The 26,065-nt window shown below is 49.5% G+C and carries 23 protein-coding genes; 10 read left to right on the top strand and 13 right to left on the bottom strand.

All coding sequences use genetic code 11. The annotated features are described in order from the left end of the window. Positions 1-73: 73 nt before the first annotated feature. From ACGHM3_RS00295 to trkA, 7 genes are all read right to left on the bottom strand, one after another. Positions 74-3,229 carry an efflux RND transporter permease subunit gene (locus tag ACGHM3_RS00295; protein ID WP_345427213.1) on the bottom strand — a complete coding sequence of 1,052 codons (3,156 nt, stop codon included), beginning with the start codon at positions 3,227-3,229 and terminating at the stop codon, positions 74-76. Next, complete coding sequence (locus ACGHM3_RS00290) at positions 3,226-4,278, bottom strand: efflux RND transporter periplasmic adaptor subunit (protein ID WP_345427211.1); 1,053 nt, start codon at positions 4,276-4,278, stop codon at positions 3,226-3,228. Before ACGHM3_RS00290 ends, ACGHM3_RS00295 begins: the two co-directional genes overlap by 4 nt. A gap of 216 nt (positions 4,279-4,494) precedes the next feature. Continuing rightward, complete coding sequence (locus ACGHM3_RS00285; protein ID WP_345427209.1) at positions 4,495-5,427, bottom strand: MipA/OmpV family protein; 933 nt, start codon at positions 5,425-5,427, stop codon at positions 4,495-4,497. Between the two features lie 222 nt (positions 5,428-5,649). Beyond that, entirely contained in the window at positions 5,650-7,026 is a 1,377-nt protein-coding gene (locus ACGHM3_RS00280; RefSeq protein ID WP_345427207.1) for a HAMP domain-containing sensor histidine kinase, read from the bottom strand. Then, positions 7,023-7,697 (bottom strand): response regulator transcription factor, encoded by a 675-nt coding sequence (locus tag ACGHM3_RS00275; RefSeq protein WP_345427205.1) that lies wholly within the window; start codon positions 7,695-7,697, stop codon positions 7,023-7,025. Before ACGHM3_RS00275 ends, ACGHM3_RS00280 begins: the two co-directional genes overlap by 4 nt. A gap of 312 nt (positions 7,698-8,009) precedes the next feature. Further along, positions 8,010-9,458 (bottom strand): TrkH family potassium uptake protein, encoded by a 1,449-nt coding sequence (locus ACGHM3_RS00270; protein ID WP_345427203.1) that lies wholly within the window; start codon positions 9,456-9,458, stop codon positions 8,010-8,012. Positions 9,459-9,488: 30 nt separating this feature from the next. Beyond that, a complete protein-coding gene (gene trkA, locus ACGHM3_RS00265) occupies positions 9,489-10,874 on the bottom strand; it encodes a Trk system potassium transporter TrkA (protein WP_345427201.1) in 1,386 nt (461 codons plus the stop codon). Between the two features lie 102 nt (positions 10,875-10,976). On the opposite strand from trkA, the gene ACGHM3_RS00260 reads away from it, so the two are divergent. Further along, positions 10,977-11,903 carry a signal protein PDZ gene (locus ACGHM3_RS00260; protein WP_345427199.1) on the top strand — a complete coding sequence of 309 codons (927 nt, stop codon included), beginning with the start codon at positions 10,977-10,979 and terminating at the stop codon, positions 11,901-11,903. Positions 11,904-11,915: 12 nt separating this feature from the next. Here ACGHM3_RS00260 and rsmB read toward each other — a convergent pair whose 3' ends face one another. The 3 genes from rsmB to def form a co-directional block, all read right to left on the bottom strand. Then, positions 11,916-13,232, bottom strand: coding sequence for a 16S rRNA (cytosine(967)-C(5))-methyltransferase RsmB (gene rsmB, locus ACGHM3_RS00255; RefSeq protein WP_345427197.1), 1,317 nt, complete (start codon positions 13,230-13,232; stop codon positions 11,916-11,918). A gap of 2 nt (positions 13,233-13,234) precedes the next feature. After that, positions 13,235-14,188: a methionyl-tRNA formyltransferase gene (fmt, locus tag ACGHM3_RS00250; RefSeq protein WP_345427195.1), complete on the bottom strand. Its 954-nt coding sequence runs from the start codon at positions 14,186-14,188 to the stop codon at positions 13,235-13,237. A 66-nt stretch (positions 14,189-14,254) separates the two neighbouring features. Beyond that, a complete protein-coding gene (def, locus tag ACGHM3_RS00245) occupies positions 14,255-14,764 on the bottom strand; it encodes a peptide deformylase (RefSeq protein ID WP_345427193.1) in 510 nt (169 codons plus the stop codon). Positions 14,765-15,126: 362 nt separating this feature from the next. Between def and ACGHM3_RS00240 the strand changes: the two genes are divergently transcribed. The 3 genes from ACGHM3_RS00240 to ACGHM3_RS00230 all read left to right on the top strand — a co-directional run bounded on the left by ACGHM3_RS00240 (position 15,127) and on the right by ACGHM3_RS00230 (position 18,818). Then, a complete protein-coding gene (locus tag ACGHM3_RS00240) occupies positions 15,127-16,182 on the top strand; it encodes a LysM peptidoglycan-binding domain-containing protein (RefSeq protein WP_345427191.1) in 1,056 nt (351 codons plus the stop codon). A gap of 42 nt (positions 16,183-16,224) precedes the next feature. Then, on the top strand, positions 16,225-17,358 hold the full coding sequence (dprA, locus tag ACGHM3_RS00235; protein WP_345427189.1) for a DNA-processing protein DprA: 1,134 nt from the start codon (positions 16,225-16,227) through the stop codon (positions 17,356-17,358). Between the two features lie 317 nt (positions 17,359-17,675). Beyond that, a complete protein-coding gene (locus ACGHM3_RS00230; protein ID WP_345427187.1) occupies positions 17,676-18,818 on the top strand; it encodes a carbohydrate porin in 1,143 nt (380 codons plus the stop codon). A gap of 203 nt (positions 18,819-19,021) precedes the next feature. On the opposite strand, the gene ACGHM3_RS00225 is transcribed toward ACGHM3_RS00230, so the two are convergent. Continuing rightward, on the bottom strand, positions 19,022-19,171 hold the full coding sequence (locus ACGHM3_RS00225; RefSeq protein WP_345427185.1) for an entericidin A/B family lipoprotein: 150 nt from the start codon (positions 19,169-19,171) through the stop codon (positions 19,022-19,024). Positions 19,172-19,463: 292 nt separating this feature from the next. On the opposite strand from ACGHM3_RS00225, the gene ACGHM3_RS00220 reads away from it, so the two are divergent. The 6 genes from ACGHM3_RS00220 (at position 19,464) to ACGHM3_RS00195 (ending at position 24,863) form a co-directional block, all read left to right on the top strand. Next, positions 19,464-20,033, top strand: coding sequence for a Sua5/YciO/YrdC/YwlC family protein (locus tag ACGHM3_RS00220; protein ID WP_345427183.1), 570 nt, complete (start codon positions 19,464-19,466; stop codon positions 20,031-20,033). 60 nt (positions 20,034-20,093) lie between these two features. Next, entirely contained in the window at positions 20,094-21,002 is a 909-nt protein-coding gene (gene hemF / locus ACGHM3_RS00215) for an oxygen-dependent coproporphyrinogen oxidase (RefSeq protein ID WP_345427181.1), read from the top strand. Then, positions 20,999-21,820 carry a shikimate dehydrogenase gene (gene aroE / locus ACGHM3_RS00210; RefSeq protein WP_345427179.1) on the top strand — a complete coding sequence of 274 codons (822 nt, stop codon included), beginning with the start codon at positions 20,999-21,001 and terminating at the stop codon, positions 21,818-21,820. The genes hemF and aroE overlap by 4 nt, the downstream gene beginning before the upstream one ends. Positions 21,821-22,011: 191 nt before the next feature. Continuing rightward, positions 22,012-22,851 carry a sce7726 family protein gene (locus tag ACGHM3_RS00205; protein WP_345427177.1) on the top strand — a complete coding sequence of 280 codons (840 nt, stop codon included), beginning with the start codon at positions 22,012-22,014 and terminating at the stop codon, positions 22,849-22,851. Positions 22,852-22,869: 18 nt separating this feature from the next. Continuing rightward, a complete protein-coding gene (locus tag ACGHM3_RS00200; protein WP_345427175.1) occupies positions 22,870-23,805 on the top strand; it encodes a sce7725 family protein in 936 nt (311 codons plus the stop codon). 95 nt (positions 23,806-23,900) lie between these two features. After that, positions 23,901-24,863, top strand: coding sequence for an RES family NAD+ phosphorylase (locus tag ACGHM3_RS00195; protein WP_345427173.1), 963 nt, complete (start codon positions 23,901-23,903; stop codon positions 24,861-24,863). 28 nt (positions 24,864-24,891) lie between these two features. Here the strand turns inward: ACGHM3_RS00195 and ACGHM3_RS00190 are convergent, their stop codons facing one another. After that, positions 24,892-25,458, bottom strand: coding sequence for a GNAT family N-acetyltransferase (locus ACGHM3_RS00190; protein WP_345427170.1), 567 nt, complete (start codon positions 25,456-25,458; stop codon positions 24,892-24,894). 52 nt (positions 25,459-25,510) lie between these two features. Then, positions 25,511-26,062 carry a gamma carbonic anhydrase family protein gene (locus tag ACGHM3_RS00185; protein ID WP_345427168.1) on the bottom strand — a complete coding sequence of 184 codons (552 nt, stop codon included), beginning with the start codon at positions 26,060-26,062 and terminating at the stop codon, positions 25,511-25,513. Positions 26,063-26,065: the final 3 nt, after the last annotated feature.

The raw sequence follows: 26,065 nt of genomic DNA, 5'->3' as shown, positions 1-26,065 counted from the left end.
ACCGGCGTATCTCGACAGGCTGAATTTGGCTCAGTAAAAGCATTCTCACTCGCACTCTACTATGTGCTCAACCTTAGGATGCCCTTCGTTGAACATAACCCGACGTTGGCGACGGTATTGTACTATCTCGGGTTATCTCTTCTGACTCGCTTTGCCGGTTGTGCAGCGGGTGTAACGGAACCAGCATCAAAACTGACGGAAGTAACACAAGTGTTAGAACAGTAGCCACCAGAATTCCAATTCCAAGGGACACTGCTATCGGAATTAACCACAAGGCTTCGGGGTTAGTTTCCCATAACAACGGCATCAAGCCAGCAAATGTAGTTACCGCGGTCAACATAATCGGTCGCAAACGGCTAATGCACCCCTTTATAAGTGCCTCCCGTTTTGGTACGCCACGAGCCACTTCCGCTAAGTAAGCATCAACCAATAACAGGCCGTTGTTCACCATAACCCCCATCAAGGCAATCACACCAAACATGGATATTAAACTGAACTCCACCGGTACAATTAAATGGCCAACAACGGCGCCGACAAACGACATGGGTAAAATTCCCAAAATGACAAAGGTGAGACGGTAGGAACGAAGGGGTATGGCCAACAGCACCAACATGAAAAAGCCAGCAAATACGCCACCATACGTTAAGCTTTGTACGGATTTATTGGCTTCTTTGGCAGCCCCTTCTAATCCATAAGACACCCCCGGAAACGCCGCGATCATCTTGGGCAACTGCTCTTCTACCACGCTTTCTGCCACGCTTTCTGCGCTGACGCCGTCCAATGTATTGGCGTACACTACCACCGTACGTTGGCCATCAACCCGCTGAATGAAACTGTCTGACATGGAGTACTCGATGTCAGCAACCTGCCGCAACGAAATCGCTTCGCCACTGGACAATACAATGGGCAATTCGTGCAGCTCATCGATAGAAGACAAGTACGACGCCGAACTTCGCAACATAACACGACGTTCTTCTTCACCCACCTGCACCCGCTGGGCTTCAAAGCCGTAAACGTGATTGCGCACTTGATTCAGCAACCCCATTTCAGTCAGCCCCAGCGTCCATCCTAGTTTATTTAATTTAACGATCACGTCTTGCGATTGACTCATCTGGCTATCGCGCACATCGACTACACCGTTAATACCCTGCAAGTGAGACTTCACCAACTGCGCTACCTGGTGCAACTGCGTTAAATCTTCGCCGGATAATTGAATTTCAATCTGCTCATCGCCATTGGGGCCTGTGGCTATATTCGTCGCCAATATCTCAGGTAAATTTGGTAGCTGAGTCCTCCAAATAGCCGCCACCTGATGGGCATCGAGCGGCAAAGTCTGTGTTATATCCAATTCGATATCGACAAACAATTGCGTGGTATCCGCACGGATGGCGTAGTTGGCCAGCATGCGAAGCATATCCGGGTACTTTTGTTCTATGACTCGGTTGGTCGAAAGCAATGACGCTTCCACGCGGTTCATGACCCATTGCCGTTGATCTCGCGTTAAATTGGGATCAAGATCAAACTCTCCCTCTATTTCATAGTCTGCTAAGTTCGGTAACGTCACTAACGGAATCACGCGACTGCCCAACAAAATCACACTTATTGCCAAACAAACTACTGCCCCGGCAATCACCCACCAAGGATGATTAAGTGCGTAAGTTAACCCTTTGCGATAGGGTCCGTGGCTGAACTGCGCCAATCGGCGATTATTACGATTCTGTAATCCACTTAGAAAACCACCCTGCTGGTCTAAGCGACTGCGTCCATTAAGGTGACGAGGTAAAATTAGTTTTGATTCAATGATTGATGCAACCAAACACAAAATAACAATCAGCCCAATACCCGCCATCTGGCTGCCCATTTTTCCGTCGGTTAACGTCAAAGGAAAGAAAGCAGCAATGGAGGTCAACGCCCCAAAGGTGGTTGGGAAAGCCACGCGTTGAGCACCATCAACCACATTATCTAAGGTCTGACCTAAGCGTTGGGTACAATCGTGAATACTTTCCCCAATAACGATGGCATCGTCGACTATTAAACCAATAGCCGTTAAAAATCCAAACAAAGTAATGGCGTTTAAACTGATATCCAAGCCACTAAAATACAATATACCCAAGGCTCCCAGCATCGATATCGGTACTCCCACCGCTGTCCAAAAAGCGACTCGCAAATTGACAAACAGCGCCATAAAAAAACAAATAATAATAAACCCGAGCATGCCGTTTTTAATCAATAATCCCACACGCGATTTAAATTCCTTAGAGTCATCCATCCAAATGGACAACTTAACATTATCACCATATTTGGTTTGGGTTCGCTCGATAAATTGATGCACCTGATCACTGGCTTTTTGTAAAGGAATGTATACGTTGCGCCTAACTTCCAGCGTAAAACTAGGGGCACCGTTTAAAGTGGGGAAGTTGTACTGCCGGGTTGGCTGAATAACGACTTCCGCAATTTCATCTAGCAGAATCTGTTCTCCAGTGGCGAGAGTTTTAATGGGTATTTTTAAAAAATCTTGAGCAACTACCGACCAATTACCACCACGAACCAAAATTCGGCCATTATCAGACTCGATGGAACCGGCATTTAAACGCGTCGATTGACCGCGAATTGCCTCGGCCACTTGAACAAAATCAAGGTTATAGCGTTGTTGTACCAGGGGCTTTAATAATACTGCTACTTCCAATTCAGGCGCTTGATCGATCTCAACAGCACTGACAGCAGACAACAAACTGAGCTCACGACGAAGCGTTACCGCTTGCTGATACAAGACCAAAGGATCTATATCAGAACTGATTTCAACCCGCAGCAAAGGGCCCGTTGTCTGCGGTATAGAATATAGCGGTTCTTCCATGTAATCGGGAAAGCTGGCTATGCCATCAACACGGGACTTAATCACCGTCAACATCGCATCTGGGTCTTCGCCTTCAGCCAATTCAATTTGTATACGGGCATAATTAGAATACGCCCTCGCGGTAATACGACTAACCTCGGGTATCTCACTGATCGCTTGCTCAATACTGAGTAAGATAAGCTGCTCGATTTCAGCAGCAGACCCGCCACGGACCGGGATGGTTATATCGACCCGAGCAGGTGCAAACGGCGGAAACACTTCTTGCCGCAAGGCCAGAGCCCCCAAAAGACCACCTAATATAAACCCCAGCATAAGAGTTTTACTGGCAATGGCATGTCGACAAAAAAAGGCGACAATCCCGGAGCTTTTGTTCATGGATCTAATACCCTGGATTTAACTGGCATGCCGTCCCAAATTCGCTGAGTGTTATTGACGATTAAATTGATATCCTCAAACTGTCCAACGCCAGCAACAACCTTACCTTGTGTCCGAAAAGACGCATCAATGGCCACAGCACGGACCACCCCCTGGTCAAATAAAAACACCTCACCCCGTTCATTAATGGCGGATTCCGGAATGGCGAAGTACTCACCAGATTCTTGTGTCTGTATCTGTGCTTCCAGCACTTCGCCAGGAAAAGGCAGTGCCGTTTTACTGTCATCCTGGCGTACCATAATGGCTTGCAACATAAGATTACGGGTTTCGGTTTCAGTAACTGGTCGCAACGACAAGCCCTGCAGTTGCCACTTCTCGCCAGCGGGTTCTGAGCGCTGCAGCAAAACCTGGGTTTCAGACAAACCACCAGCATGTTCTATCGTTGACAATTGCGCCACTGTCACAGGGATACGAACAATAACCTTATCGGCCGAAATCAACTGAGCCACCGCATCCTGCGGCGATATTCGATCCCCCAAACTCACGTTACGCTGTGTAATCCACCCACCGTAGGGTGATTTAATTTCAGTTGCTGCCAGGTCACGTTCGGCTTTGGTAACGTTTTTTTCTGCTGCGTCGAGCTTCGCCTGAGTGGCCTTTACGTAGGGGCCACGGGCGGCCAATCCCGTTGGTTGACCAGACTTATTAACAGTGCGCCAATCGGCTTGAGCACGTTTTTGCAAGGCGCGCTGCTCTGCCAATTCAACGTGCGCCTGTTGAACTTGCTGCTGGGCTTGGGCTAATGCAAACTCAAAATCTGTTGTATCTACCCTTACTAGAGGCTCATCTTGAGAGACAAATTGGCCTACTTCAAACTTTTCACTGATCCATTCAACGCGGGCAGAAACTAACGGGTTTAATTGACTGGTTTGATGCGCTTGTATCTCTGCATAGGAAGAAACCGTGTTGGTATATTGCGCCCGAGATAAGGGTTGTACTCGCACTTCATACAGCGGGGACTCTTGAGTGTCCGACGCAGGGGAACTCACCGGAGATTTGTTTAAACAACCCGATAGAAAACAGGTAACTACCAGAATGACGCAACCATAGCACTTACCAAGATCACCCATGGATGGACACGATATGAAACCAGAATAAGCAGTCAGTGCTTTCATAATGATGCGCAAAATTTTCAACAAATTAGGCCGAGCTTAGCCTGTAACGCCATTAGACAACGTACTACCAAGCCCAATCAAAAACCGTGATTAAAAAACGTAGCCGAGACCGAAGAACACGCTGTACTCGTCTGCCTCATCAATCAATGGGCTGTCTTCAATCGAATCGTCATAACGTCGATAACCGACTTTTCCTAAAATCTGCCAGTCTGGTAAGAAATTCCACATCCCTATTACGCCAACTTCCGCATTGACGCCGGAATCAGCAAAGTACACCGGACGTTGTGTGTTGGAAAATCGCTGATTCACACCAAAGTAATATTGATTCACATCCGAATCGTTATAGCTAAATCTGACTTCTGGCTTGATCAAAACCCCACCAATCATCAGCGGCGCCGATAAAGCGATCTCAGCGATATTACCGTTATGTTCGTTTAACACATCGGTTACTAAATTGATTTCGAGTTGTGTAGCTCTTAGGTTAAAAAGAATTTGAGCCCCGGCGGTGACATTAAACGTGGTATCGTCAAAATCGTCGTACAGAGTCGAGCCGCTATTGGCCTCGCTGGCTTCATAGCCGCGATCAAAATTCAATTTAATCATCGGGGAAATAGATACCAGCCTGTTTCGATAGGCATAAAAGCCATGATTTAAACCGCGAAACCAAAAGCGCCCCCAATCACCTATAATTACCGGAATAGCTGTTGGGTCTACGTCTTGATCGGCGTAAATTTGGTCAGATACATTAACCGCCAAACTCATAGTCACGGGCAATCGCGGACCGTAATAGTGGTCAATTAATTGGCCCTGGTTATCGACGTGAATTTCATACTCTTTCTTATCAAGTACATATTCAATTTCATGGACCTGTGTTTCGCCACCACCAAAGGTTCTGATCCCTGTCGCAACGCCACCATTTGAGTGCCCATCAATGATGGATTGCGCTTCTACGAGCGTCAGTGAGTATGCGAATTGAGAAATACAGACAAACATCCCCGGGAGAATCAAGATAGAGCGCTTCATAGCGTAGTATCCTACTAAGTTAATTTACACTTGAGGAAATACAGACTAAAACTCTATATGTGACAGAACGGTAAAATGGCGCTGTTGAATTTAGTTGTACAGTGTCAAACTTAGAGAAAAGAACTACAACAAGGTCAAAACGGAATTTAAGACACTATTCAGTCTTAACATGAAGAAACCACCTTACCGTCTACAACATTTAATCACGAGTATGGTTAGCTATTAACCCGCGGGAAATACCGGATCGGCATCGCCTTCAAAGCTAACCATTAATAAACTACCAATACTTTGCTGACTCCTTATTTGTAATTGCCAACCAGTCAGGTTGCAAATTCGTTTGATGATGTTTAGCCCTAAACCCACACCTTGACCGTGAAACGTTTCATAGGGCTGCATTAGGCGATCCAGTGCGGCTTGATCGAAGCCGATGCCCGTGTCCGCAACACTAATGTAACGATGATCACCTCGTATGGTCACATTACCATGATCGGTATATTGGAAAGAATTGCGCAAAACATTATCGATCACCACTTCTAATAGTTGCCTGGGCTGTGGTAATACGACATTAGCTTCGACGTGATTCGCGACGGATATTTCTTTATCAGAAATCAAATAAAGATTTTTTTTTATGGAACTACTAACAACAGATTCGAGGTCGGTTTTACCGTCTACTTCAATCTTCAGATTTTCTCGGCCAATTAACATAAAGGTTTCAATGAGGTGCGTCATATCGCGATTGGCTTCTTGAATTCTTAAAAGCGCTTTTCTCACGTTGTCGTCGCTGGATTCTGTTAGGCGCATGGCCAGCTCTAAGGCCACTTGGCTACTGGTGATGGGAGTCCTCAACTCATGACTGACGTCACGTGAAAATGCTTTTTCTCGTTCGATAAACCCAAATATACGACTGGTCATATCGTCAATTTTTTTAGCAAGCACACCCACTTCATCTGGGAAATAGCTGCTCATATTCTTGCCAACAGACGTATTGTCAACGTCGTCCATAAGTTGCGTTAACGGCGACATTACTTTATTAGCTATCAACCGCCCGACAATCATCGATATGGTCAAGGACAAAATAACCAATAACAACAATCCCGCGAAGGCACCCTGAAATGCCCAGACATCTAGTTTACTGTAACCGGTTATATCGACAATGTAGTAAAAAAACGGAACCTGTTTGGGCTGGTTAAGATCCATGGGAATCTTAACAATATGATAGTTGGACTCACCCACTTCCAACTCTATAATTTCCAACCAACCGCCGCTACGTTGGGAAACGTGCCGAACATTATCCATCAAAGAGCCAACCAGCGGCTGGCTTTGATCACCTACAAGATACAATTTTTTCAGCATAGCTTGATTGTCACCAATAACAAACTGCGGGTTGTTCTTGATATATAGCTGTCGTGGTGCCGGACTTAGTTCGTGCAACAAAGACCATTCTCGCTCAGCCACTTTTGCTATGTGCCAATTGAACAGCTCGTCATCGCCAATTCTTAAAACAGTTAATACGCCGAAACTGTAGAAGAGGGTGGTCACTGCCGTGAAGAATAAATACCCGGCAATAATACGAAACCTAAGGCTCTTAACCAGCTTCATAATAGAACTGCAATCCTAAACCCTTCGCCTTGTATCGTATGGATTAGCGGTTTAGCAAAAGGTTTATCGATTTCTTGACGCAACCGATAGATGTGGCTCTTTAACGAGTCACTGTCCGGGAAATTATCAGCCCACAGTTCATGAGTTAATGTGTCTCTCGAGACCACGGCCGGCGAATTTTTTAATAAAACTGTCAGAATTTTATAGCAGTTTTTTGTCAAAACAATATCTTGCCCCTCGCGTTTAACCTCACGAGTTTCAAGATTTACGGTCAAAGTATCAATAGACAAAACTTTACTGCGAGCATGATGTGTGCGCTCATAAATAGCATCTATTCGCGCCTTCAGCTCATCTAGACTAAACGGCTTAACCAGATAATCGTCGCAGCCTTTGGAAAAGCCAACGAGTTTATCGTCTAAGGTGTCCCGCGCGGTTAAAAACATAATACCTGGGTTATTCACCACGATATCCTGTAGCCGCGTGCACAGTTCTAAACCACTCATGTGCGGCAGGGAGATATCCAAGATAAAGATATCGTACTCGTTTTCTCTAGCTAAATTCAATCCGCTAACACCATCGTGGGCATAGTCGCAGGTGTAATTATGAAGCTGTAAAAATTCTGTGATGCTTTGTGCAATCGATCGAGCATCTTCTACGATTAGAACTCGCATTTTTCGCCTCTGTACTCCTGCAATCTGATTTTGAACGTTGGCTAATAGCGGCTTGATACATTTAGAAACGCTTGATATGCGTATCTCTCCGTATTTAAACAACGAGAGAATCTACATTTAGATGTTAGCTAAGATCGGGTAACAGAAACGTGACAAGGTGTTCAATTATTAACAGCGCAATTCAGACAGGTTCGTATAAAAATGAACGGCAAGTAAACCTAGTGGGCTACCTTACTTACGGGTGTTAGTGGCCGACTATTCGCGGGTTATCGCTCTTTAGACTATAAGTTAGACGGAAAGATATTTGCCAGATTATCGCCGCCAGAACATCGGTGTAAATAAAACCAACAAGGTAAACACCTCTAGCCGGCCCAGTAACATGGCGAAGCACAATACCCATTTTGCTACGCCGTCTATGTCGCCGTAATGGGCTGCCACTAAGCCTAGGCCGGGGCCCAGGTTATTGATACACGCACCCACGGCGGAAAACGAAGTAATAAAATCCAGGCCGGTGGCGAGCAAAATCAAAAACATAATCGCAAAGCTGATCACGTAAACGGCGAAGAATCCCCACACCGCTTCTACCACCCGATCTGATACAGCGCGGTTACCTAGTTTGATGGCGATGACCGCGTTGGGATGGATCAAGCGGGAAATTTCTCGCACCCCCTGCTTCCAAACCAACAGTACTCGCACCACCTTCATTCCACCGCCGGTGGAGCCTGCGCAACCCCCCATAAACGCGGTGTAAAACAAAAAGAACGGCAAAAAAGCCGGCCATATGGTGAAATCTGTAACGCCGAAACCGGTGGTGGTTAAGATGGAAACCAGTTCAAAACTACCCTGCCAGAAAGCATCCTGCCATTGGTAGGTTTTGGTATAAATTAAATAACCTACGGTGACCACGGTGGTGGCGGCGATTACCTTTAAATAAAACCGGCACTCTGGGTCGTACCAGTATTGGCGCAACTTGCGATCTCGCCAGGAGGTAAAATGCAACGCAAAGTTAATGCCCGATAAAATCATAAACACCATGCAAATGGCCATGATTAACGAGCTATCAAAGTAACCGATACTGGCATCGTGTGTGCTAAAGCCACCAATGGCGACCGTGGCGTAGGCGTGGCCGATGGCATCGAACAGCGTCATACCAGCCGCCCAATAGCACAGCGCGCATACCACGGTTAACATTAGATAAATTAAGAACAGCGCCTTAGCGGTTTCGGTTATGCGCGGTGTGAGTTTGGAATCTTTGTTGGGGCCGGGTGCCTCGGTGCGGTACAACTGCATTCCACCCACACCCAACATGGGCAATATGGCCACGGCGATTACGATAATACCAATGCCGCCCAGCCACTGCAGTTGTTGGCGATAGTACAAAATCGATTCTGGTAGTTGGTCCAACCCGGTAATAACGGTGGCTCCGGTGGTGGTTAGCCCCGAGAGAGATTCAAAAACGGCATCAGTAAAACTTAGATTGGGGCTTTCGGAGAACAAAAACGGCAAGGCACCGAACAAGCCCAGTACCGTCCAGAACAACGCGGTGATGACAAAACCATCGCGGGTGCGTAGATCTTGTCTAATGTTGTAAAACGGCAACCAAAAAAATAGCCCGGTGGCGAAGGTTATAAAAAAGGCCAACAAAAAAGCCGGGTAGGAGTAATCTTTAAACCAGAGCGAAACCGCCACAGGTGGCATTAGGGTTAGGCTGAATAACATAAGCAGCACCCCCAATACGCGAAAAATCAATTTAATATGCATGGTAGTGCTGGCGTATTCCTAAGGCTTTGGTTAGAAAAAACTGAAACCCACTTGGAACAGTTTTTCTACATCACGGGTGTATTTTTTGTTGACCAAGAAAACAATTACGTGGTCGCCGGATTCGATGACAGTGTCGTCGTGGGCGATAACAACTTCCGGCCCGGTTTCTTTCTCGCGCACGATGGCGCCAATGGTTGCGCCCTGGGGCAGGTCTACCATATCGATGGCTTTACCCACCACCTTGGAGTTGCTTTCGTCGCCATGGGCAATGACTTCAATGGCCTCCGCCGCACCACGCCGCAAGGAATGCACGCTAACCATATCACCGCGCCGCACGTGGGTGAGCAGGCTGCCAATGGTGGTGAGCTGTGGCGATATGGCGATGTCAATTTCACCGCCCTGCACCAAATCGACGTAGGCCGGGTTGTTAATTAACGCCATCACTTTGCGCGCCCCCAGGCGCTTGGCCAGCATGGACGACATAATATTGGCTTCGTCGTCGTTGGTGAGGGCTAGGAATACGTCGGTGTCTTCTATGTTTTCTTGCAGCAGCAGGTCTTGATCGGAGGCGCTGCCGTGCAAAACGATGGTGTGGCGCAGCTGCTCGGCCAATTGTTGGCTGCGCTCGCGGCTGTATTCAATCACCTTAACTGAATAATTGCGTTCCAGTTTGCGCGCCAGCCCGGCGCCGATGTTACCGCCACCGGCAATCAATATGCGCCGGTAGGGTCGCTCCAATTTGCGCAGTTCGCTCATCACTGCGCGGATATCGCTTTTAGCGGCGATAAAAAAGACTTCGTCGTCGGCTTCGATGACCGTGGAGCCCTCCGGCATGATAGCGCGGTTGCGGCGGAAGATGGCCGCCACCCGAGTGTCCACGGCGGGCATGTGCTGGCGTAAAAAGCGCAGCTCTTGCCCCACCAAAGGCCCGCCATAGTAGGCGCGTACCGCCACCAACTGCGCCTCTCCGCCGGCAAAATCCAATACTTGGAGGGTGCCCGGTTGGTGAATTAAGCGCGAGATGTAATCCGATACCAATTGCTCTGGGCTGATCAACACATCGATGGGAATGCGTTCGTTTTGAAATAGGGCTGGGTGATCTAGGTATTCTCTGGCGCGTACCCGCGCAATTTTGGTGGGGGTATTGAACAAGCTATGGGCAATTTGGCAGGCGATCATATTGGTTTCGTCGTCGTTGGTGACGGCGATCAGCATTTCGGCATCTTCAATGCCGGCCTGTATTAAGGTGCTCGGGTGCGAGCCCTGGCCAGACACCACACCAATGTCGATCCGATCTCTTAACTCACGCAGTCGCGCCTCGCTGGTATCGATGATAACGATGTCGTTGGCTTCGTTGGTGAGCGTTTCTGCGAGGGAGCCCCCAACTTGGCCGGCGCCAAGTATGATAATCTTCATTCAAATAACCTAAACACGGGGCTGTAATTCTGGCCTATATCCATTTACACCACAATAAGGCCAACGGATTTACCCTTGCACGCAATGAAAGGAAGCAATGCCATGCAACCCACGGTAGCACCATTACCGCATTTATTTTATCTAGTAATCTGCCTTTTCGGGATTTTGTGGGGGCCAGCCTCTAACGCGGGGGTAAGTCAGTGGACGGACGTCAGTATTCGCCAGGGCCATATCTATGTGCCGGTGAGTATCGGCAGCGCAAAAGGCTGGGCTCTGCTGGATACCGGTGCGGAGATATTTGCCATTAACAAGCGCTTAATTGCCAACGACGTGGACTTAAAAGAAGGCGTTGCTGTAAATATTGCTGGCGTTTATGGCAATGAAAAACGCAAGGTTTACAACGATGTCCTTGTGGATCTTTTCGGTTCCACCTTCGAATGGAGCGGACTGGTAGATGCGGACCTTGGCGACGATTTATTGCTGGTGGTGGGCGAATCTTTTTTTAACCAATTAGTTGTGCAAATGGATTATCCCAACCAGCGTATACGCATCATGACCCATGACGCCGTTGACCTAAAAAAGTCTGAGAACATTCGCCTGCGGAAAAAGAAATACCAGCAGCCCCAGGTACTAGTGACCCTGGGCAATAACAAAAAGGAATGGCTGCTATTTGATACTGGCTTTAATGGCGGGGTGATGGTGACGCGCCGTATGGCGACGATGAGAGGCTGGATCGACCCAAATGACCAAGCCACCCACCAGGGAAGAGGCGCCGTTCGGTCTGCCAATATGATTGGTTTTACCCTACCAGAAGTCACTTTTGGCCCCTTCACTTTGGAAAATGTGCTCGGCTCAACGCCGGCCAAGGGTGCAAAGTTGAATTTACCGGGGGAGCAGGGCCAAACTGGCACCAAGTTTAAAAAGAAATCCTTTGAGGGCATCGTCGGCTACGATGTGTTCAAACACTTTGTCATCACCATGGATTTTAAAAACCAACGCATGCACGTCGGCTTACCTACTGAGAGCTAACCCCACTAATAGCTAGCGTTTATCGAGCACGCAATAGTAAAACCCATCGTGGCCGCCTTGGCGGGGCAGCAACTGGCGCCCAGCGGGCTGCTCCATGCCCCAGGTAACCGCCAGCTTGTGTTCCGCTGCATCGTCGGTTTGCTGTAAAAAGCGCTCAATAACTTGGGTGTTTTCTGTAGGGAATATCGAACAGGTGGCGTACACCAGGCGGCCGCCGGGTTTCAGGGTTTGCCATAGGGCGGTGAGCAGTTCAAATTGCAGGGTCGCCAACTGCTCCACTTGGTTAGCCAAACGCAGCAGTTTGATATCCGGGTGGCGGCGTATTACGCCGGTGGCAGAACAGGGTGCATCCAGCAGGATGCGGTCGTATTGATCGCCGCTGAACCAATCCTCCAGCACCAGGGCATCCGCCGCTGTGAGTTCAACCTGGCCCTGCAGCCAATCCCTATTAATACGCTGAATATTCTCTTGCACCTTAGTAAGCCGCTTGTCAGAGATATCCAGCGCCGTCACCCTGGCCAAGCCAGGCTCAGTTTCTAACATATGGCAGGTTTTGCCGCCGGGAGCGGCGCAGGCATCCAGCACCCGCTGGCCGGGTTTTAAATCCAACAGGCTGGCGGCCAGCTGGGCGGCTTCATCCTGCACGCTGGCCTGGCCCTGGGCAAACCCGGGTAACTTAGCGGTATCCTGTGCTCGGGCCAGGGTGATGCCAACGTCTGAATATTCGGTCGCTTGGCATTCGATACCCTGCTCCACCAGCTCTGTTTGGTAATCATCGCGGGTGGTTTGGGCGCGGTTTACCCGCAATGTCATGGGCGGGTGCGCGTTGTTGGATGCAAATATTGCTTCGGCGAAATCCGGCCAGTGTTTAGTGATGGCTTTGATTAACCAATTGGGGTGGGCGGTAGTTGCCTGAGGGTTTTGCTGTAACTCTTGTTGCAGAGATTCCTGCTCCCGCTGGGCCCGACGCAGCACCGCATTGAGCAGTTTAACGGCCCAGGGCTTTTTCAGCTTTTTAGCGCAGTTAACGGTTTCGTTAATGGCCGCGTGGGGGGCGATGCGGGTGAACTGCAACTGGTAAAAGCCCAGGTAGAACAGGGCTTCGATGTCGGTGTCTTTGGCTTTTAGGGGTTTATCCACCAACGCCAAATACAGCTGCTTTAACTGTGGATACCAACGGCAGGTACCGTAGCACAGCTCTTGCAGCAGGGGCTGGTCACGCGGCGCCACTCGGTCGGCGGCCTTGGGCATGAGCTGGGCAAGGGTTTTGCCCTCCACCAATATGGCAGCCAGGGTTTGGGCGGCCACTAAGCGTACGTCACTGGCCATGGTTACGCCTGCCGGAACACTTGGCCGGGGGCGAATAACTCTTTATAGCCGTTAAGTAACTGATCCGCCGTCATGGGCTTTTTGCCCGGTATTTGTAGGTTGTGTAATTTAACCGCACCAACACCGCAGGCCACCATGACGCCGGTTTTATCGAAGCTGAGGATTTCGCCGGCGTTACCAGGCGTGGCGGCCTCTACCATAGTGGCTTGGTAGAGCTTAATGCGCTTGTCACCCAGCTGGCTAAAACACACCGGGAACGGGCTAAAAGCGCGGATAGTGCGGGCGACGACTTCAGCCGGTTGTTGCCAGTTGATGTTGAGATCGTCTTTTTCGATTTTGTGCGCGTAGTTGGCTTGGCTGTCATCTTGTGTTTCGGGGGCCAGTTGTCCGTCGCTGAGCTGATCCAGGGTGTCAATTAACGCCGGGGCACCTAGGGCTTGCAGTTTATCGTGCAGGCTGCCGCCGGTTTCCTGTTCGGTTATGTCACAAAATACTTTGTTCAACATGGGGCCGGTATCCAGCCCGCGCTCCATTTGCATAATGGTCACACCGCTCAGGGCATCGCCGGCCTCAACCGCGCGCTGAATGGGCGCAGCGCCACGCCAGCGAGGCAAAATGGATGCGTGCACGTTAAGGCAGCCGTATTTGGGAATATCCAACACCGCCTGGGGCAAAATTAAGCCGTAGGCCACCACCACCAAAACATCCGGCTTAAGCGCGGCCAGGGCATCGCGGTCTTCCTGGGATTTGAAATTCAACGGCTGATGCACCGGCAACTCGTGGGCCAGGGCCACCTGCTTAACGGCGCTGGCATGCAGCTTTTTACCACGCCCTGCTGGGCGGTCTGGCTGGGTGTAAACGGCGCTTACGGTATGCTGGCTGGCCAGCACGGCACTGAGATGAAAGGCGGCAAAATCCGGCGTGCCGGCGAAAACGATGGAGAGCGATTGAGTCACAAGTAGCCTTGGGAGGGTAGTTAAGTGGTGCCCGACAGCCACAGCCTGCCGGGGAATGACTGGCGGTTAACCCGCCTGCAAGCGGTGTTGTTTTTCCAATTTTTTGCGGATGCGATTGCGTTTCATGGGCGAGACATAATCGACGAATAACTTACCGTTGAGGTGGTCGATTTCGTGCTGAATGCACACCGCCAGTAGCCCATCTGGCTTTAGCTCAAAGGCCTCGCCGTTGCGATCCAGCGCTTTAACGGTGATATTGGTGGGGCGCTCTACGCTTTCGTAGAAACCAGGCACCGATAAGCAGCCTTCGTCGTAACTGAACAGCTCGCCCTCTTCCACCTCGATAGTAGGGTTGATAAACACCAGGGGCTGGTCGTGCTCTTCGCTGACGTCAATCACGATAATTTGTTGGTGGATATTCACCTGGGTGGCTGCCAGACCAATGCCCGGCGCCTCGTACATGGTATCGAACATGTCGTCGATGATTGCGCGGATGCTGTCATCGACCGCAGCCACCGGTTTAGCGATGGTTCGCAACCGTGGGTCGGGGAATTCCAGTATTTCTAATTTCGCCATTTTGTTGCCATCTGTAGTAAATCGACCGAATGTTTGCCAATCGGCTAAGCTTTTTGTGAACCAATCCGCAGAAGAAAAGCTCGGCGCAAAAGCGTTAGCAAAAACACAATAAGCGCTGCTAACATTATGAGTTAGCAGGGGTTTTTTGCGGGGATGCCGACTATCGGCATGTTGCTGCTGGAGCCGATTCTACCCGCCGGCCGTCACCGCCGCTGCGCTGGTTACCAGCTTAGCAAAGCCAGCAGCACGGGTAATTGCACTCGCCAGCGGCACAACCGCCGGCCAGCTCAACCAACGAACTGCGCCAAATGGGCTATTATAACCCTGATACAAGGGTCAAGCCGAGTACAGGATAGGATTCTATGAAAAACTTCTTCACCCAAGTGGCGCTTGCCACTTTGCTTGCCGCGTCCATTATTGTTGGGGCTGTGGCTGAAGAAATTCAACTGCGTAACGACCACCCCGATGAGTACGTGGTGGTGAAAGGCGATACCCTGTGGGATATCTCTGGTACGTTTTTGCGCAACCCATGGATGTGGCCGGAGATTTGGCACGTTAATCAACAAATTGCCAACCCGCATTTAATTTACCCAGGTGACGTGATTAAACTGATCTACCTGGACGGCCAACCACGTCTTACCGTGGGCCGCCGGGGCGCCAAACTGGAGGGTAAATTGTCACCTTCCGTGCGCGTGGTGCCTTTGGGTGATGCCATCCCCGCCATTCCGTTGGATGTGGTAGACGCCTTCCTCAACAAAAACCGAGTGGTGGACAAAGCCGAATTTGAAGTCGCTCCCTACGTGGTTGCCGGCCAAGAACAACGCTTAATTTTGGCCAATGGCGATAAGGTGTATGTGCGTGGCGCGCTGGCAGACAACATCCCCAACTACAACATTTACCGCCTGGGCGATGCCTATGTTGACCCAGCCTCCGGCGAGGTGTTGGGTTACGGCGCTAAAGACGTGGGTTCGGTGAAGGTTACCGGCATTCATTCCCAGGTGAGCAGCATGATGGTTACCCGCACCACCGAGGAAGTGCGCATCGGCGACCGGGTGCTGCCCGATGAAGAACGCGCCATCGAATCCACCTTTTACCCCTCGTCTCCGGCCAACGAGAACATCGAAGGTATGGTGATCGCCATGGACGAAGGTCTAACCCACGCCGGTAACATGGATGTGATCGTGCTTAATCTGGGCACCCGCGAAGGCGTTGCCTCTGGCGATGTGCTGGCGGTGTACAAGGAAGGTAAGTTGATTAAAGATCAGATCTCTGGCGATAGCGTCCAGCTGCCCGAAGAGCGCGTGGGCTTGGCCATGGTGTTCCGCACCTTTGATAAGCTCTGCTATGCACTTGTGCTGGAAACAGACCGCCCGATCAGGCTGCAAGACAAACTCTACAGCCCTGCAAGGCCACTCTAAACAACCGAGATTCTACAGGGATACCGATGCCAAGGAGGGCAAATGACTACACCACACACTTCGCAACAACGGGCAGCCTTGGCGCTGCAATTCAGCAAAGCCCCCTCCCCTGCTAAGCTTTACCATGCCCTGCGTCGCCACGGCAGCGCCGAGCAGTTGATTCAACACCCATCGGAATTAAAGCCCCTAATTGCCAGCAGCCATTGGCCCGCCTTGGCTGAATTTATTGATCGCGGGGAGTCATCCGCACTGGCCCAGCGAGCCCTGGCCACGCTTAACTCGGTGGCTGAGCTGCAAGGGCAGCTGGTGGTGCTGGGAAGCGACGACTACCCACAACTGCTGGCCAGAGCCCACGATGCTCCGGCCATTCTGTACGTGCGAGGTAACGTTAATGCCCTGCATATACCCGCCATTGCCCTAGTGGGTGCGCGCCACTGCACGGCACAGGGCAGCGAAAACGCCGAGCGCTTTGCCGCAGAGTTAGCCGCCGGTGGCTTTTGCATCGTCAGTGGGCTGGCCGCCGGCATTGATGGCCGCGCTCATCTCGGCGCATTGCGCGGCAATGGCACTACGGTGGCGGTTATGGCCACCGGGCTGGATCAAGTGTACCCGGCGCGGCATCGCAAGTTGGCTGAAGATATCCTCGCCAATGAGGGCGCCTTGATCACCGAACTGCCCCTGGGCAGCAAGCCCCTGCGGGCACACTTCCCCCAGCGCAATCGCATCATCAGTGGCTTGAGCTTAGGGGTGTTGGTGGTGGAAGCGAAGGTGAAAAGCGGCTCGTTAATTACCGCTCGCACAGCGGCCAACCAAGATCGAGAAGTTTTTGCCATTCCGGGATCTATTCACAACCCCGTGGTCAAAGGTTGTCATCAACTGATTAAAAATGGCGCCAAGTTGGTGGAGTGCACCGACGATATCATGGAAGAACTGGGTGGCATGCTGGCGCTGAAGCAGCGTGAGCTAGACCTCAACCAAGCCAACCCAAACAACCCGCCGGACTGCAGCGAAGAACAAGCACAAATACTGCAGGCCCTGGCCCACGACGCCAAAAACCTAGACCAACTGGCCGCCAGCACCGGGCTCAACATAGACCAGCTAATGATAGAGGTTCTGAATTTGGAGTTGGCGGGCGTAGTTGCGCAAACCGATGGCCAAATTGAGCGCATATTTTGATCATTTGGGCAGAATAGTTTATTAACAATTTTTTGCCCGGTAAGTGTTTGAAAACGCTTCGCTTTTTAGCAATTGCTTATCTTTGATAGCAAAGCGACACTTGCAAATTTCATATTTTAACTAAACTAGTAATCAGTTAGAGCGCATAGTTCATGTCGTTTCTTAAGTCATGTAACATAGCGCCCAAAAATAACCACTTGTTCTATTTGTGATTTACGTCACTGGATATTTGGTGTTTATTTACACGCTTCGTGTATTTCTTGGCTAGATTTGATGTAGCAATCAATCAACACAACTAACCATACCGGACTAGAGCTTTGAAACAAGTTGTCGCATTACTGACTTTAGGGACATTGGCCAGTGCAACTTTCGCTGAGCAACTCGATTTATCCGAGTTAGCCCTGACCAACCTAGATTACTCCAACACTGAGTTTATGGATTTGTCGGAGTCTATCTTTGGCAGCCATAACAGCCCCATGGACAATGGCGACACACTAGTGCGCGATGCCATCAGTAACCAGTTCAGTTACCGCTTTAAAACCGAATCTATCGGCCTGTGGCACGATGGCGAAATCGTCGCCACCGCCTCAGCGGATTATGGCGTAGATACCAACGCCCTGCGCGAGTGGAGTAAATCCGTTGATTTAAATCGTTTGGCCGGTGTTGATACAGAAGGCGCCACTCGTCTTAACATGCTTCTGTACCGCCACCAGTTCCAAGAATTGCGCGCCAACCTGACGTTTGGCCTGCAAGATTTTAGTAATTCGTTCTACAAGTTGGATGCCACCAACCTATTTGCCATGAACGCCTTTAAGCGTGGGCCAGAATTAACCTTGCCCAGTGCCACGGCGTTTTCCTCCAGTGCGGTTGGCGTGCAAATCAATTATCAGTTTGATCACTACTACGTGCGCGCAGCCACCTACGACAGCTCTTCCAACTATGAGCCGGCTAAGCTCGCCTTTAACACTGATGAAGGTCTGTTCACCGCCATTGAAAGCGGCATCAACAAATACGGTAAGCTGAAGTTGGCTGCCGGAGCTTGGAATCACCGCTCTGGTAAGGATCAGCGCGAGTATCTCAGCAAAGACGCGCAGTACGGCTACTACGTTATCGCTGAAACCAAATATTCCGAGCGCGCCGCATTGTTTATGCAAATGGGCCTGTCCAACACCGGCTTGAATTCTATTTCTGGTTACCGCAGCGCCGGCGCCGTCATTAAAGACATTTTTGCCGAGCAAGACACGTTGGGCGTTGCGTTTACCAAGGTCGCCATGGATAAAACCCAGGTTACCGACCAGCGCAAACCCACCACCACCGCGTGGGAAGTCACTTACCGCACCCCCACCTTGCTGACCAAAGACATCCAAACCAGCCTGTTCTACCAACACAACCCCTACCTACGGGTAGAGGAAGAAGCCAGCGGCGTGTTGGGATTGCGCTTTTACCGCGCTATGTATTAAAGCCACAGTACTAACACCACCAGTCTAGCCTCGATGGCTGAGCTTGCGGCCAGTAGTACTGGCCGCTAACACCACACCAGCAGCACCACCGGTAGCCTGTGCGCTAAAACGCTCTCTGGTTTGTAAAATTTTCTAGCTCACTGGCTTTTTTACCAACCTTTTCCTACCCACCCACGGCCAGACTCAGCATCACAGCAGCGTTTTTATTCAGCGGCATCTTCAATGGCTTCACCGGCATTTTGGATATCACGGCCCACACCTTCAGTGGTTTCGCAGCCTGTAAGGCCCGCCAACACTATAACTGCACTAATCAATAGGGCGTACACGCCGCCTTTACCCGTTAATTTATTCATGGTTGTCCTCTCCGTTTACAGGAAGCTGCTTGTTTGTAAATGGGTTAGAGCAATCAACGCGCCATGTTCTTACTGCTTTTTGTTTCTTTTTCTCGCTTATCTCTACTTCTCTCTACTCATTTGGCCCAGCCACCAGCCGGTCATCTTTGCACAGGTCGCGCTCAGCAATTACCATGCACCGGTTTCATTGGCGGTGCGGACGCTTCACTGCACCTCTGGGTTTTTACAACGGTTGTTCTTTGACAACTGATTGTTCTTAGACAATTGATAAAGCGTCTTCCGGGCTCTGGCTATGCAGCACTATCAGCACAATATCAAACTACACAATGCCTGCCGCGCGCTGAAACGCGGTGAGGTCATCGCCTACCCTACCGAGGCCGTGTGGGGACTGGGCTGTGATCCCTACGATGAAATCGCCCTGTGGGAGATTCTGCGCCTAAAACAACGCCCCTACGACAAGGGCGTGATTCTGGTGGCCGCCACTATGGAACAGTTACACCCATTTTTGTTGGGGCTCAGCGAGGAGCAATTGGACACCTTATCCAACTCCTGGCCTGGCCCCAATACTTGGATTATTCCGCACAACGGGCATTGCCCCCAGTGGATTCGCGGCAGCCATAATTCGTTAGCGGTGCGGGTCAGTGCCCACCCGGTGGTGCAGGCGCTGTGCGAGCAATTCGGTGGGCCCATTGTGTCTACCTCGGCCAACCCAGCAGGATTGCCCCCAGCCCGGGATCAACTGCAGGCCCGGCGTTATTTTCGGCACCAGCCCTTAACCTATGCCCCTGGTAACGTTGGTAAAGAGCGGCAACCCACGCAAATATGCCACCTACTAACCGGCCAGGTGCTGCGCTCGGCTTGATTTATTCTGTCGCCCAATTACCCTGTGCGGCCAGCCCGCCACCCTAAACCGAGGCCCAACATGCAAGCTGTGGACAAAAACGCCGTAAAAGCCTATCTGTTGTCGCTGCAAGACAACATCTGCCAAGCGCTGGAGCGACTGGACGGCAAAGCCCGCTTTGAACAAGACAGCTGGGAAAGAGACGCCGGTGGCGGCGGTATTTCACGGGTCATTACCGATGGTGCGGTGATTGAAAAAGGCGGCGTGAATTTTTCCCATGTGATGGGCGACCAGATGCCCGCCTCGGCCACGGCCCATCGGCCAGAACTGGCCGGCCGCGCCTTTGAGGCCATGGGCGTCTCATTGGTGATTCACCCCCACAACCCCTATGCCCCCACCAGCCACGCCAATGTACGATTTTTTATTGCCGAAAAGCCCGGCGAAGAACCGGTATGGTGGTTTGGCGGCGGCTTTGATTTAACGCCCTACTACGGCTTTGACGAAGACTGCATTCACTGGCACCAAACAGCCAGGAACGCCTGCCAACCCTTTGGTGATGAGGTGTACCCGCACTACAAACGATGGTGCGACGACTACTTCTATTTAAAGCACCGCGATGAACCCCGCGGCGTGGGCGGTTTGTTTTTTGATGACCTCAATGAATGGGGCTTTGATAAAAGCTTTGCCTTTACCCAAGCGGTGGGCTCCGCCTACGTGGATGCCATCTGCCCAATACTGGAAAAACGCCAGGCCACGCCCTACGGCGAGCGCGAAAAGCAGTTCCAGTTGTATCGTCGAGGCCGCTACGTGGAATTCAACCTAGTGTTTGACCGCGGCACCTTATTTGGCCTACAAAGTGGCGGCCGTACCGAATCCATTTTGATGTCGCTGCCACCTCTGGTGCGCTGGGAATACAACTACCAACCGGAGCCCGGCTCGGCCGAAGCCAAGCTCACCGACTACTACCTCACCGGGCGGGACTGGCTATGAGTGATCGATACGCAGTTTTTGGCAACCCCATCGCCCAATCCAAGTCGCCGGATATCCACCGCTTATTCGCCGAGCAAACCGGCCAAAATGTGAATTACCAACGCCAATTGGTAGAGCTGGATGGCTTTAACCAAGCCGTGGTGGAGTTCTTTGCCAGCCAGGGCCGAGGCCTAAACATCACCGCGCCGTTTAAACTCGAAGCCTTCGCCTTGGCCGAGCATCTTACCCAGCGGGCGGAAACCGCCGGCGCCGTGAATACTCTATGGCTCAACGAACACGGCCAGCTGTGCGCCGATAACACCGATGGTGTGGGCTTGGTGGACGACATCGTACGCAACCAGGGTTGGCCGTTAAAAGACCAGCGCGTGCTGCTGTTGGGTGCCGGTGGCGCCGTGCGCGGTGTGCTGCAACCCATACTGCAACAAAACCCAGCCCAGGTGGTGGTGGCCAATCGCACCGCCGAAAAGGCCACGGCGCTGGCCGCAAGCTTCGCCCAATTTGGCCCCATTACCGGTTGTGGATTTGCCGATGTAGACGGCAGGTTTGATGTCATCATTAACGGCACCTCCGCCAGCCTCGCCGGCGACCTCCCGCCCATCAACACCAGCGTAATTCACAGCACCACCGCCTGCTACGACATGATGTACGGCGCCGAACCCACGGTATTTTTACAGTGGGCAAAAACCAACGGCTGCACAAAACTGGCCGATGGCCTGGGCATGCTGGTGGGGCAAGCAGCAGAATCGTTTTCGATTTGGCGCGGGGTAAAACCTGAAATCAAGAAAGTTGTTAAGATATTAAGAGATCAACTAGCTTAGTTAGCTTTAGAAAGATCTGACATTTAAGATTTTATGTCTTAATTGCTAATATTTGTTTACTATTGCAGCGTTGCCTAGTTTCGAATTACAAATATATAAACAACTTCTAGGCAAAAAGCACTCGGATGTGAAAGTAAAATTCGCCCTAAGGCAAGTATTAAACCTAACTTTAGAGGCTAGGAGTTATAGAATTGAGATCAGAGATAGATCAGATAGCGAGCCTTTTCAGTGCCAGCTCAATCAACGCACTCTTAGACGGGAACTTTTCTCAATTCTCTCTTGCAAAGCAGATTTTAGGCTTTTCCGAAACTGACGAACTAAAAGTTATCGATATCGTCAAACAATCATTTGAGTTCTTGAAAAAGAACTACCCCTATGAATACGTATACAAATGCACACTATTCAAAAACATTGTGCTCGGAGTTCATTCCCCCAATACGACAGCGATGTTAAGCGAACTCAAACTTGGCACCTCAAAAGTCGACGCTATGATCATAAATGGTATCGCGACGAGTTACGAAATAAAATCAGAGTTCGATAATTTTGATCGACTTGAGAAACAACTGTTTGATTACACCGCTTATTCTGACAAGGTATTCGTTGTTTGCTCTAGCAAAAACGCCGACCCCATAAAAAATAAAATCTCAAACTCTTTCGGATTAATGGTGCTGAATAAAAGAGGCTCATTTTCAATTATGAGAGATTCGAAATTGTTCAATCCCAGCTACACCGCGGATAAAGCAACCTCCCTCCTAACGGCGCCAGAATTAAGGAACATATCTAGAGAAATTAATAACAACATCGACAACGTTCCGAACACTCAGCTGGTAAAAAAGTGCAATAAACTAATCAGCACCCTACCTCCCTCGCAAATAAAACAAAATGTATTTGAAGCCTTAAAGTCCAGAGGGCTGAGTAAAAACAAAGTTGTTTCAAGACTTCCATATCAACTATCCGGCAGGGCACTAAGCCTTAAAATATCACAAAGAAAACAGGATGCTTTTTTCGAAGCGCTATCAACTCCAATTTAAATACCCAAGGACGGTGTAATGTATTATCCAATTTTACGTGGGAAACAGTTCGAACTAATTGCCTTGAGAGAACTTACAAAACTTCAGGGAATAAATTACGTCACCCCAGTAATTGAACCGGTTAAAATTATCTCAAATCCCTTTATTAAAACTATCCAAGAATTAAATCAATCAAACATTACTCCTCTCATAATAATAAACTCTACATTAGGCGAAGAGAAAAACCCGAAGGATATTTTCTCTCAACTTCAGCAAGCTGGAGTAAACTACCTTCCATGCATATCCTTTGAAGATCATCACAGCAAATCTGATTTTTTGGACACACGAAACGCAATAGCCGGGAAAAAGTTCGCTTTATATGCTAAAAATATCAACGAAGAGAGTATTTTTAAAAACACTGATAACATTGAATTGTTATTAGTTGAACAAAAACCTGATATTGCAAAAAATGCGCAAGCGGCTCTAAATATACCCACAGTTGTCATTGAAGATGGGTTCGATAAAAAAGTTAAAAACGCGGACTACCCACCCTATACAAACTTCAGTTCTTCTATAGAAGATTACTCCACTCTAGATTTACATGGTTTTGGCGACTATACAATCACCGGCAACTCATTCACTGAAAGTGGTGGCCCAGCATACGTCGTCGCAATCCATCTCACTCAAATAATATCCAACCCCTCCAGTATTTTTTCCTCGAATACTAAAATTATAGTCAACCATTTTTGCTCCGCGAATAATGGATCATACTCTGATCCGGCTGGAAAATTTTATGACGCACTGACTAAATTGATAAAGTTTCTTAATAACAATACCGAGATATTGGAGACCAGCTCAATAAGTGAGTTTAGAAAGCTGCATAAATCCGAACATTTTCCAGGTCTAGGGGCAGTCAAAAAACTCTCCATGCTCCACCATATCGAATCGATTCTAAAGCATATTGAAGGGAGCTGAAAATGTATTGCTGCAAGGATTGCTTTTGGGATACAGACTTAAAGAATCACATTCAACGAAACTCCTCAAAAATTGGGAACTGCGATTTTTGCGGAATGCAATCTAATTTACTTGACCCACTAGAATTAAAAGAAAAGTTTGAATTTTTGAAAGACAATATGTTTCTATCGTCGAACGATGGCAGGACTTTAGCAAATTCCTTTCAGTATGAGTTCAAAGTATTCAATGAAGACAATGTAGCAAATATTGACGAACTATTACGCGCCATAATAGATGATCCTTCTCTTACTGAAGGAAAATTCGAACTAATATCTGACAGTTCCAGACTAAGTAACGGATGGGATGATCTAAGATCCGAGCTTATCTCTCGAAATCGATTTTTCCCTAGAACTAAGATTTTTTCCAGCCTGTTCAGAGGAGGAAAATCCGATGAACTCATTGTTTTTGAACTTTTACTCTCTCAACTTACGACTAAATTACCGATTGGCTGTCAATTATTCCGAGCTAGAATAACGGACCAAATTCAGTGCTTCCCACAGGATTTAGACAAGCCCCCATCAGCACTAGCAGGAGATGGAAGAGCTAATCCTGCGGGAATATCTTACCTGTACTGCTCCACGGATCGTGATACAGCACTAACAGAAGTTAGACCGAGCACTGGTAGCGTTATCTATTTAGCTGATTTAAAAACCAAACGAAGTGTAAACTTGCTGGATCTAACATCTCCTAGAAGAATGTTCAGCGCCTTCCATTTCCCCGATAATCTTGCACATCTAGCATTAGAACTAATTGTTCTATTAGAAAAACTATCTGAAGAATTAACGGCTCCAGTAGCTGAAGCAAAGCAACTTAGCTACCTACCTACACAATTTTTCTGTGAATTCATAAAATCTCAAGAGCAATTTGACGGGATTAAGTTCTTAAGTTCATTAACCAAACAACCAAATGTAGTTCTATTTTGCGAGGACAGTAACGAGGCAGTGCACTTTGAGCGCTACGAAAAATGTATCGTTAGAAAGACAACCCATGAATTTAATCACGAAACTTCGACCTTTTGAAGGCCTTCGAATAATAGTAAGCTACATTTTAACATTTAAAAGTTACACGGCTAGCATACAACACATGCTCACTTAACCAGTGGCCCTTAGGCAAACTGGGGTGGTTAAAATTATTACCGGTGTTGTGCATGCCGATTTTACGTATAACTGCCTGGGAGGGTTTGTTGGGTGCGGGTGTAAAGGCAACGATTGCTTTTAAGCCTAATTCGTCAAAGCCAAATTGCAGTGCTGCACGGGCAGCTTCTGTGGCGTAGCCTTTGCCCCAATGGGATTTATCTAGCCGCCAGCCAATTTCTACGCAGGGCGCGCAGAGTAATTCTGGTTGGGGTGTGTGCAGTCCAACAAAGCTAATAAACTTTTGCAGGCCTATTACCTCCACGGCCCAAAATCCCCAGCCACGCTGGGCAATAAGCCCGTGAATTTTGTTTGCCATTTGCTCGGCTTGTGCAGACGTTAGCGTTGCAGGAAAAAACCGCATTACATCTGGGTCTGCGCACAGGCGGGCAAAGGCGGCGGTATCGCCCGGTTGCCACTGACGCAGTTCTAACCGGGCGGTGGTTAAAGTTGCCGGCGACGCGAGCTTGGGTAATTCCATGCAGTCATACCGCCGGCACTAATGTGGTAATCACTAACTTAAAAGATAGACGCTAGCTGGAGTAATCGCTGTTCGCGATGTACTCGTCTTTAAGTTTGACGTAATTACCGGCGGTGTATTTAAAGAAGTTTTTCTCTTTTTCTTTTAACGGCCGAATTTGCTTGGCCGGTGCGCCCATATACATGTAGCCGCTCTCCAACACCTTGCCCGGCGGTACCAGGGTACCCGCACCAATAACCACTTGGTCCTCCACCACGGCGCCGTCCAACACGGTGGAGCCGATACCGATCAGCACCTCGTTGCCAATGCTGCAGCCGTGCAAACACACGTTGTGGCCGATGGTAACGTCGCTGCCAATGGTCAGTGGCCAGCCGTCGGGTTGGAAGGGGCCTGCGTGAGTAATGTGTAGGGTACTGTTATCTTGGATGCTCACCCTTGAGCCGATGCGGATGCGGTGCATATCGCCGCGAATCACCGCAAAGGGCCATACCGAGCAGTCGTCGCCCATCTGCACATCACCAATAACGGCGGATTGCGGGTCGACATATACCCGATCGCCCAGGGTGGGCCGAATTCCCTTATGTGCCCGTATTGAAGTTGACATCCA

It is taken from the genome of Halioxenophilus aromaticivorans, assembly GCF_042850945.1.
GTDB classification, from domain to species: domain Bacteria; phylum Pseudomonadota; class Gammaproteobacteria; order Pseudomonadales; family Cellvibrionaceae; genus Halioxenophilus; species Halioxenophilus aromaticivorans.
This window is presented reverse-complemented; position numbering and strand designations above follow the sequence as displayed.

Excerpts from the sequence above, each read along its gene's own strand:
- ACGHM3_RS00275 (WP_345427205.1), bottom strand. The coding sequence starts at position 7,697 with ATGCGAGTTCTAATCGTAGAAGATGCTCGATCGATTGCACAAAGCATC.
- ACGHM3_RS00270 (WP_345427203.1), bottom strand. The coding sequence starts at position 9,458 with ATGCATATTAAATTGATTTTTCGCGTATTGGGGGTGCTGCTTATGTTA.
- ACGHM3_RS00195 (WP_345427173.1), top strand. The coding sequence starts at position 23,901 with ATGCAATCTAATTTACTTGACCCACTAGAATTAAAAGAAAAGTTTGAA.
- ACGHM3_RS00225 (WP_345427185.1), bottom strand. The coding sequence starts at position 19,171 with ATGAATAAATTAACGGGTAAAGGCGGCGTGTACGCCCTATTGATTAGT.
- def (WP_345427193.1), bottom strand. The coding sequence starts at position 14,764 with ATGGCGAAATTAGAAATACTGGAATTCCCCGACCCACGGTTGCGAACC.
- ACGHM3_RS00285 (WP_345427209.1), bottom strand. The coding sequence starts at position 5,427 with ATGAAGCGCTCTATCTTGATTCTCCCGGGGATGTTTGTCTGTATTTCT.
- ACGHM3_RS00295 (WP_345427213.1), bottom strand. The coding sequence starts at position 3,229 with ATGAACAAAAGCTCCGGGATTGTCGCCTTTTTTTGTCGACATGCCATT.
- ACGHM3_RS00240 (WP_345427191.1), top strand. The coding sequence starts at position 15,127 with ATGAAAAACTTCTTCACCCAAGTGGCGCTTGCCACTTTGCTTGCCGCG.
- ACGHM3_RS00200 (WP_345427175.1), top strand. The coding sequence starts at position 22,870 with ATGTATTATCCAATTTTACGTGGGAAACAGTTCGAACTAATTGCCTTG.
- hemF (WP_345427181.1), top strand. The coding sequence starts at position 20,094 with ATGCAAGCTGTGGACAAAAACGCCGTAAAAGCCTATCTGTTGTCGCTG.
- dprA (WP_345427189.1), top strand. The coding sequence starts at position 16,225 with ATGACTACACCACACACTTCGCAACAACGGGCAGCCTTGGCGCTGCAA.
- ACGHM3_RS00220 (WP_345427183.1), top strand. The coding sequence starts at position 19,464 with ATGCAGCACTATCAGCACAATATCAAACTACACAATGCCTGCCGCGCG.
- trkA (WP_345427201.1), bottom strand. The coding sequence starts at position 10,874 with ATGAAGATTATCATACTTGGCGCCGGCCAAGTTGGGGGCTCCCTCGCA.
- ACGHM3_RS00260 (WP_345427199.1), top strand. The coding sequence starts at position 10,977 with ATGCAACCCACGGTAGCACCATTACCGCATTTATTTTATCTAGTAATC.
- ACGHM3_RS00190 (WP_345427170.1), bottom strand. The coding sequence starts at position 25,458 with ATGGAATTACCCAAGCTCGCGTCGCCGGCAACTTTAACCACCGCCCGG.
- ACGHM3_RS00185 (WP_345427168.1), bottom strand. The coding sequence starts at position 26,062 with ATGTCAACTTCAATACGGGCACATAAGGGAATTCGGCCCACCCTGGGC.
- rsmB (WP_345427197.1), bottom strand. The coding sequence starts at position 13,232 with ATGGCCAGTGACGTACGCTTAGTGGCCGCCCAAACCCTGGCTGCCATA.
- aroE (WP_345427179.1), top strand. The coding sequence starts at position 20,999 with ATGAGTGATCGATACGCAGTTTTTGGCAACCCCATCGCCCAATCCAAG.
- ACGHM3_RS00280 (WP_345427207.1), bottom strand. The coding sequence starts at position 7,026 with ATGAAGCTGGTTAAGAGCCTTAGGTTTCGTATTATTGCCGGGTATTTA.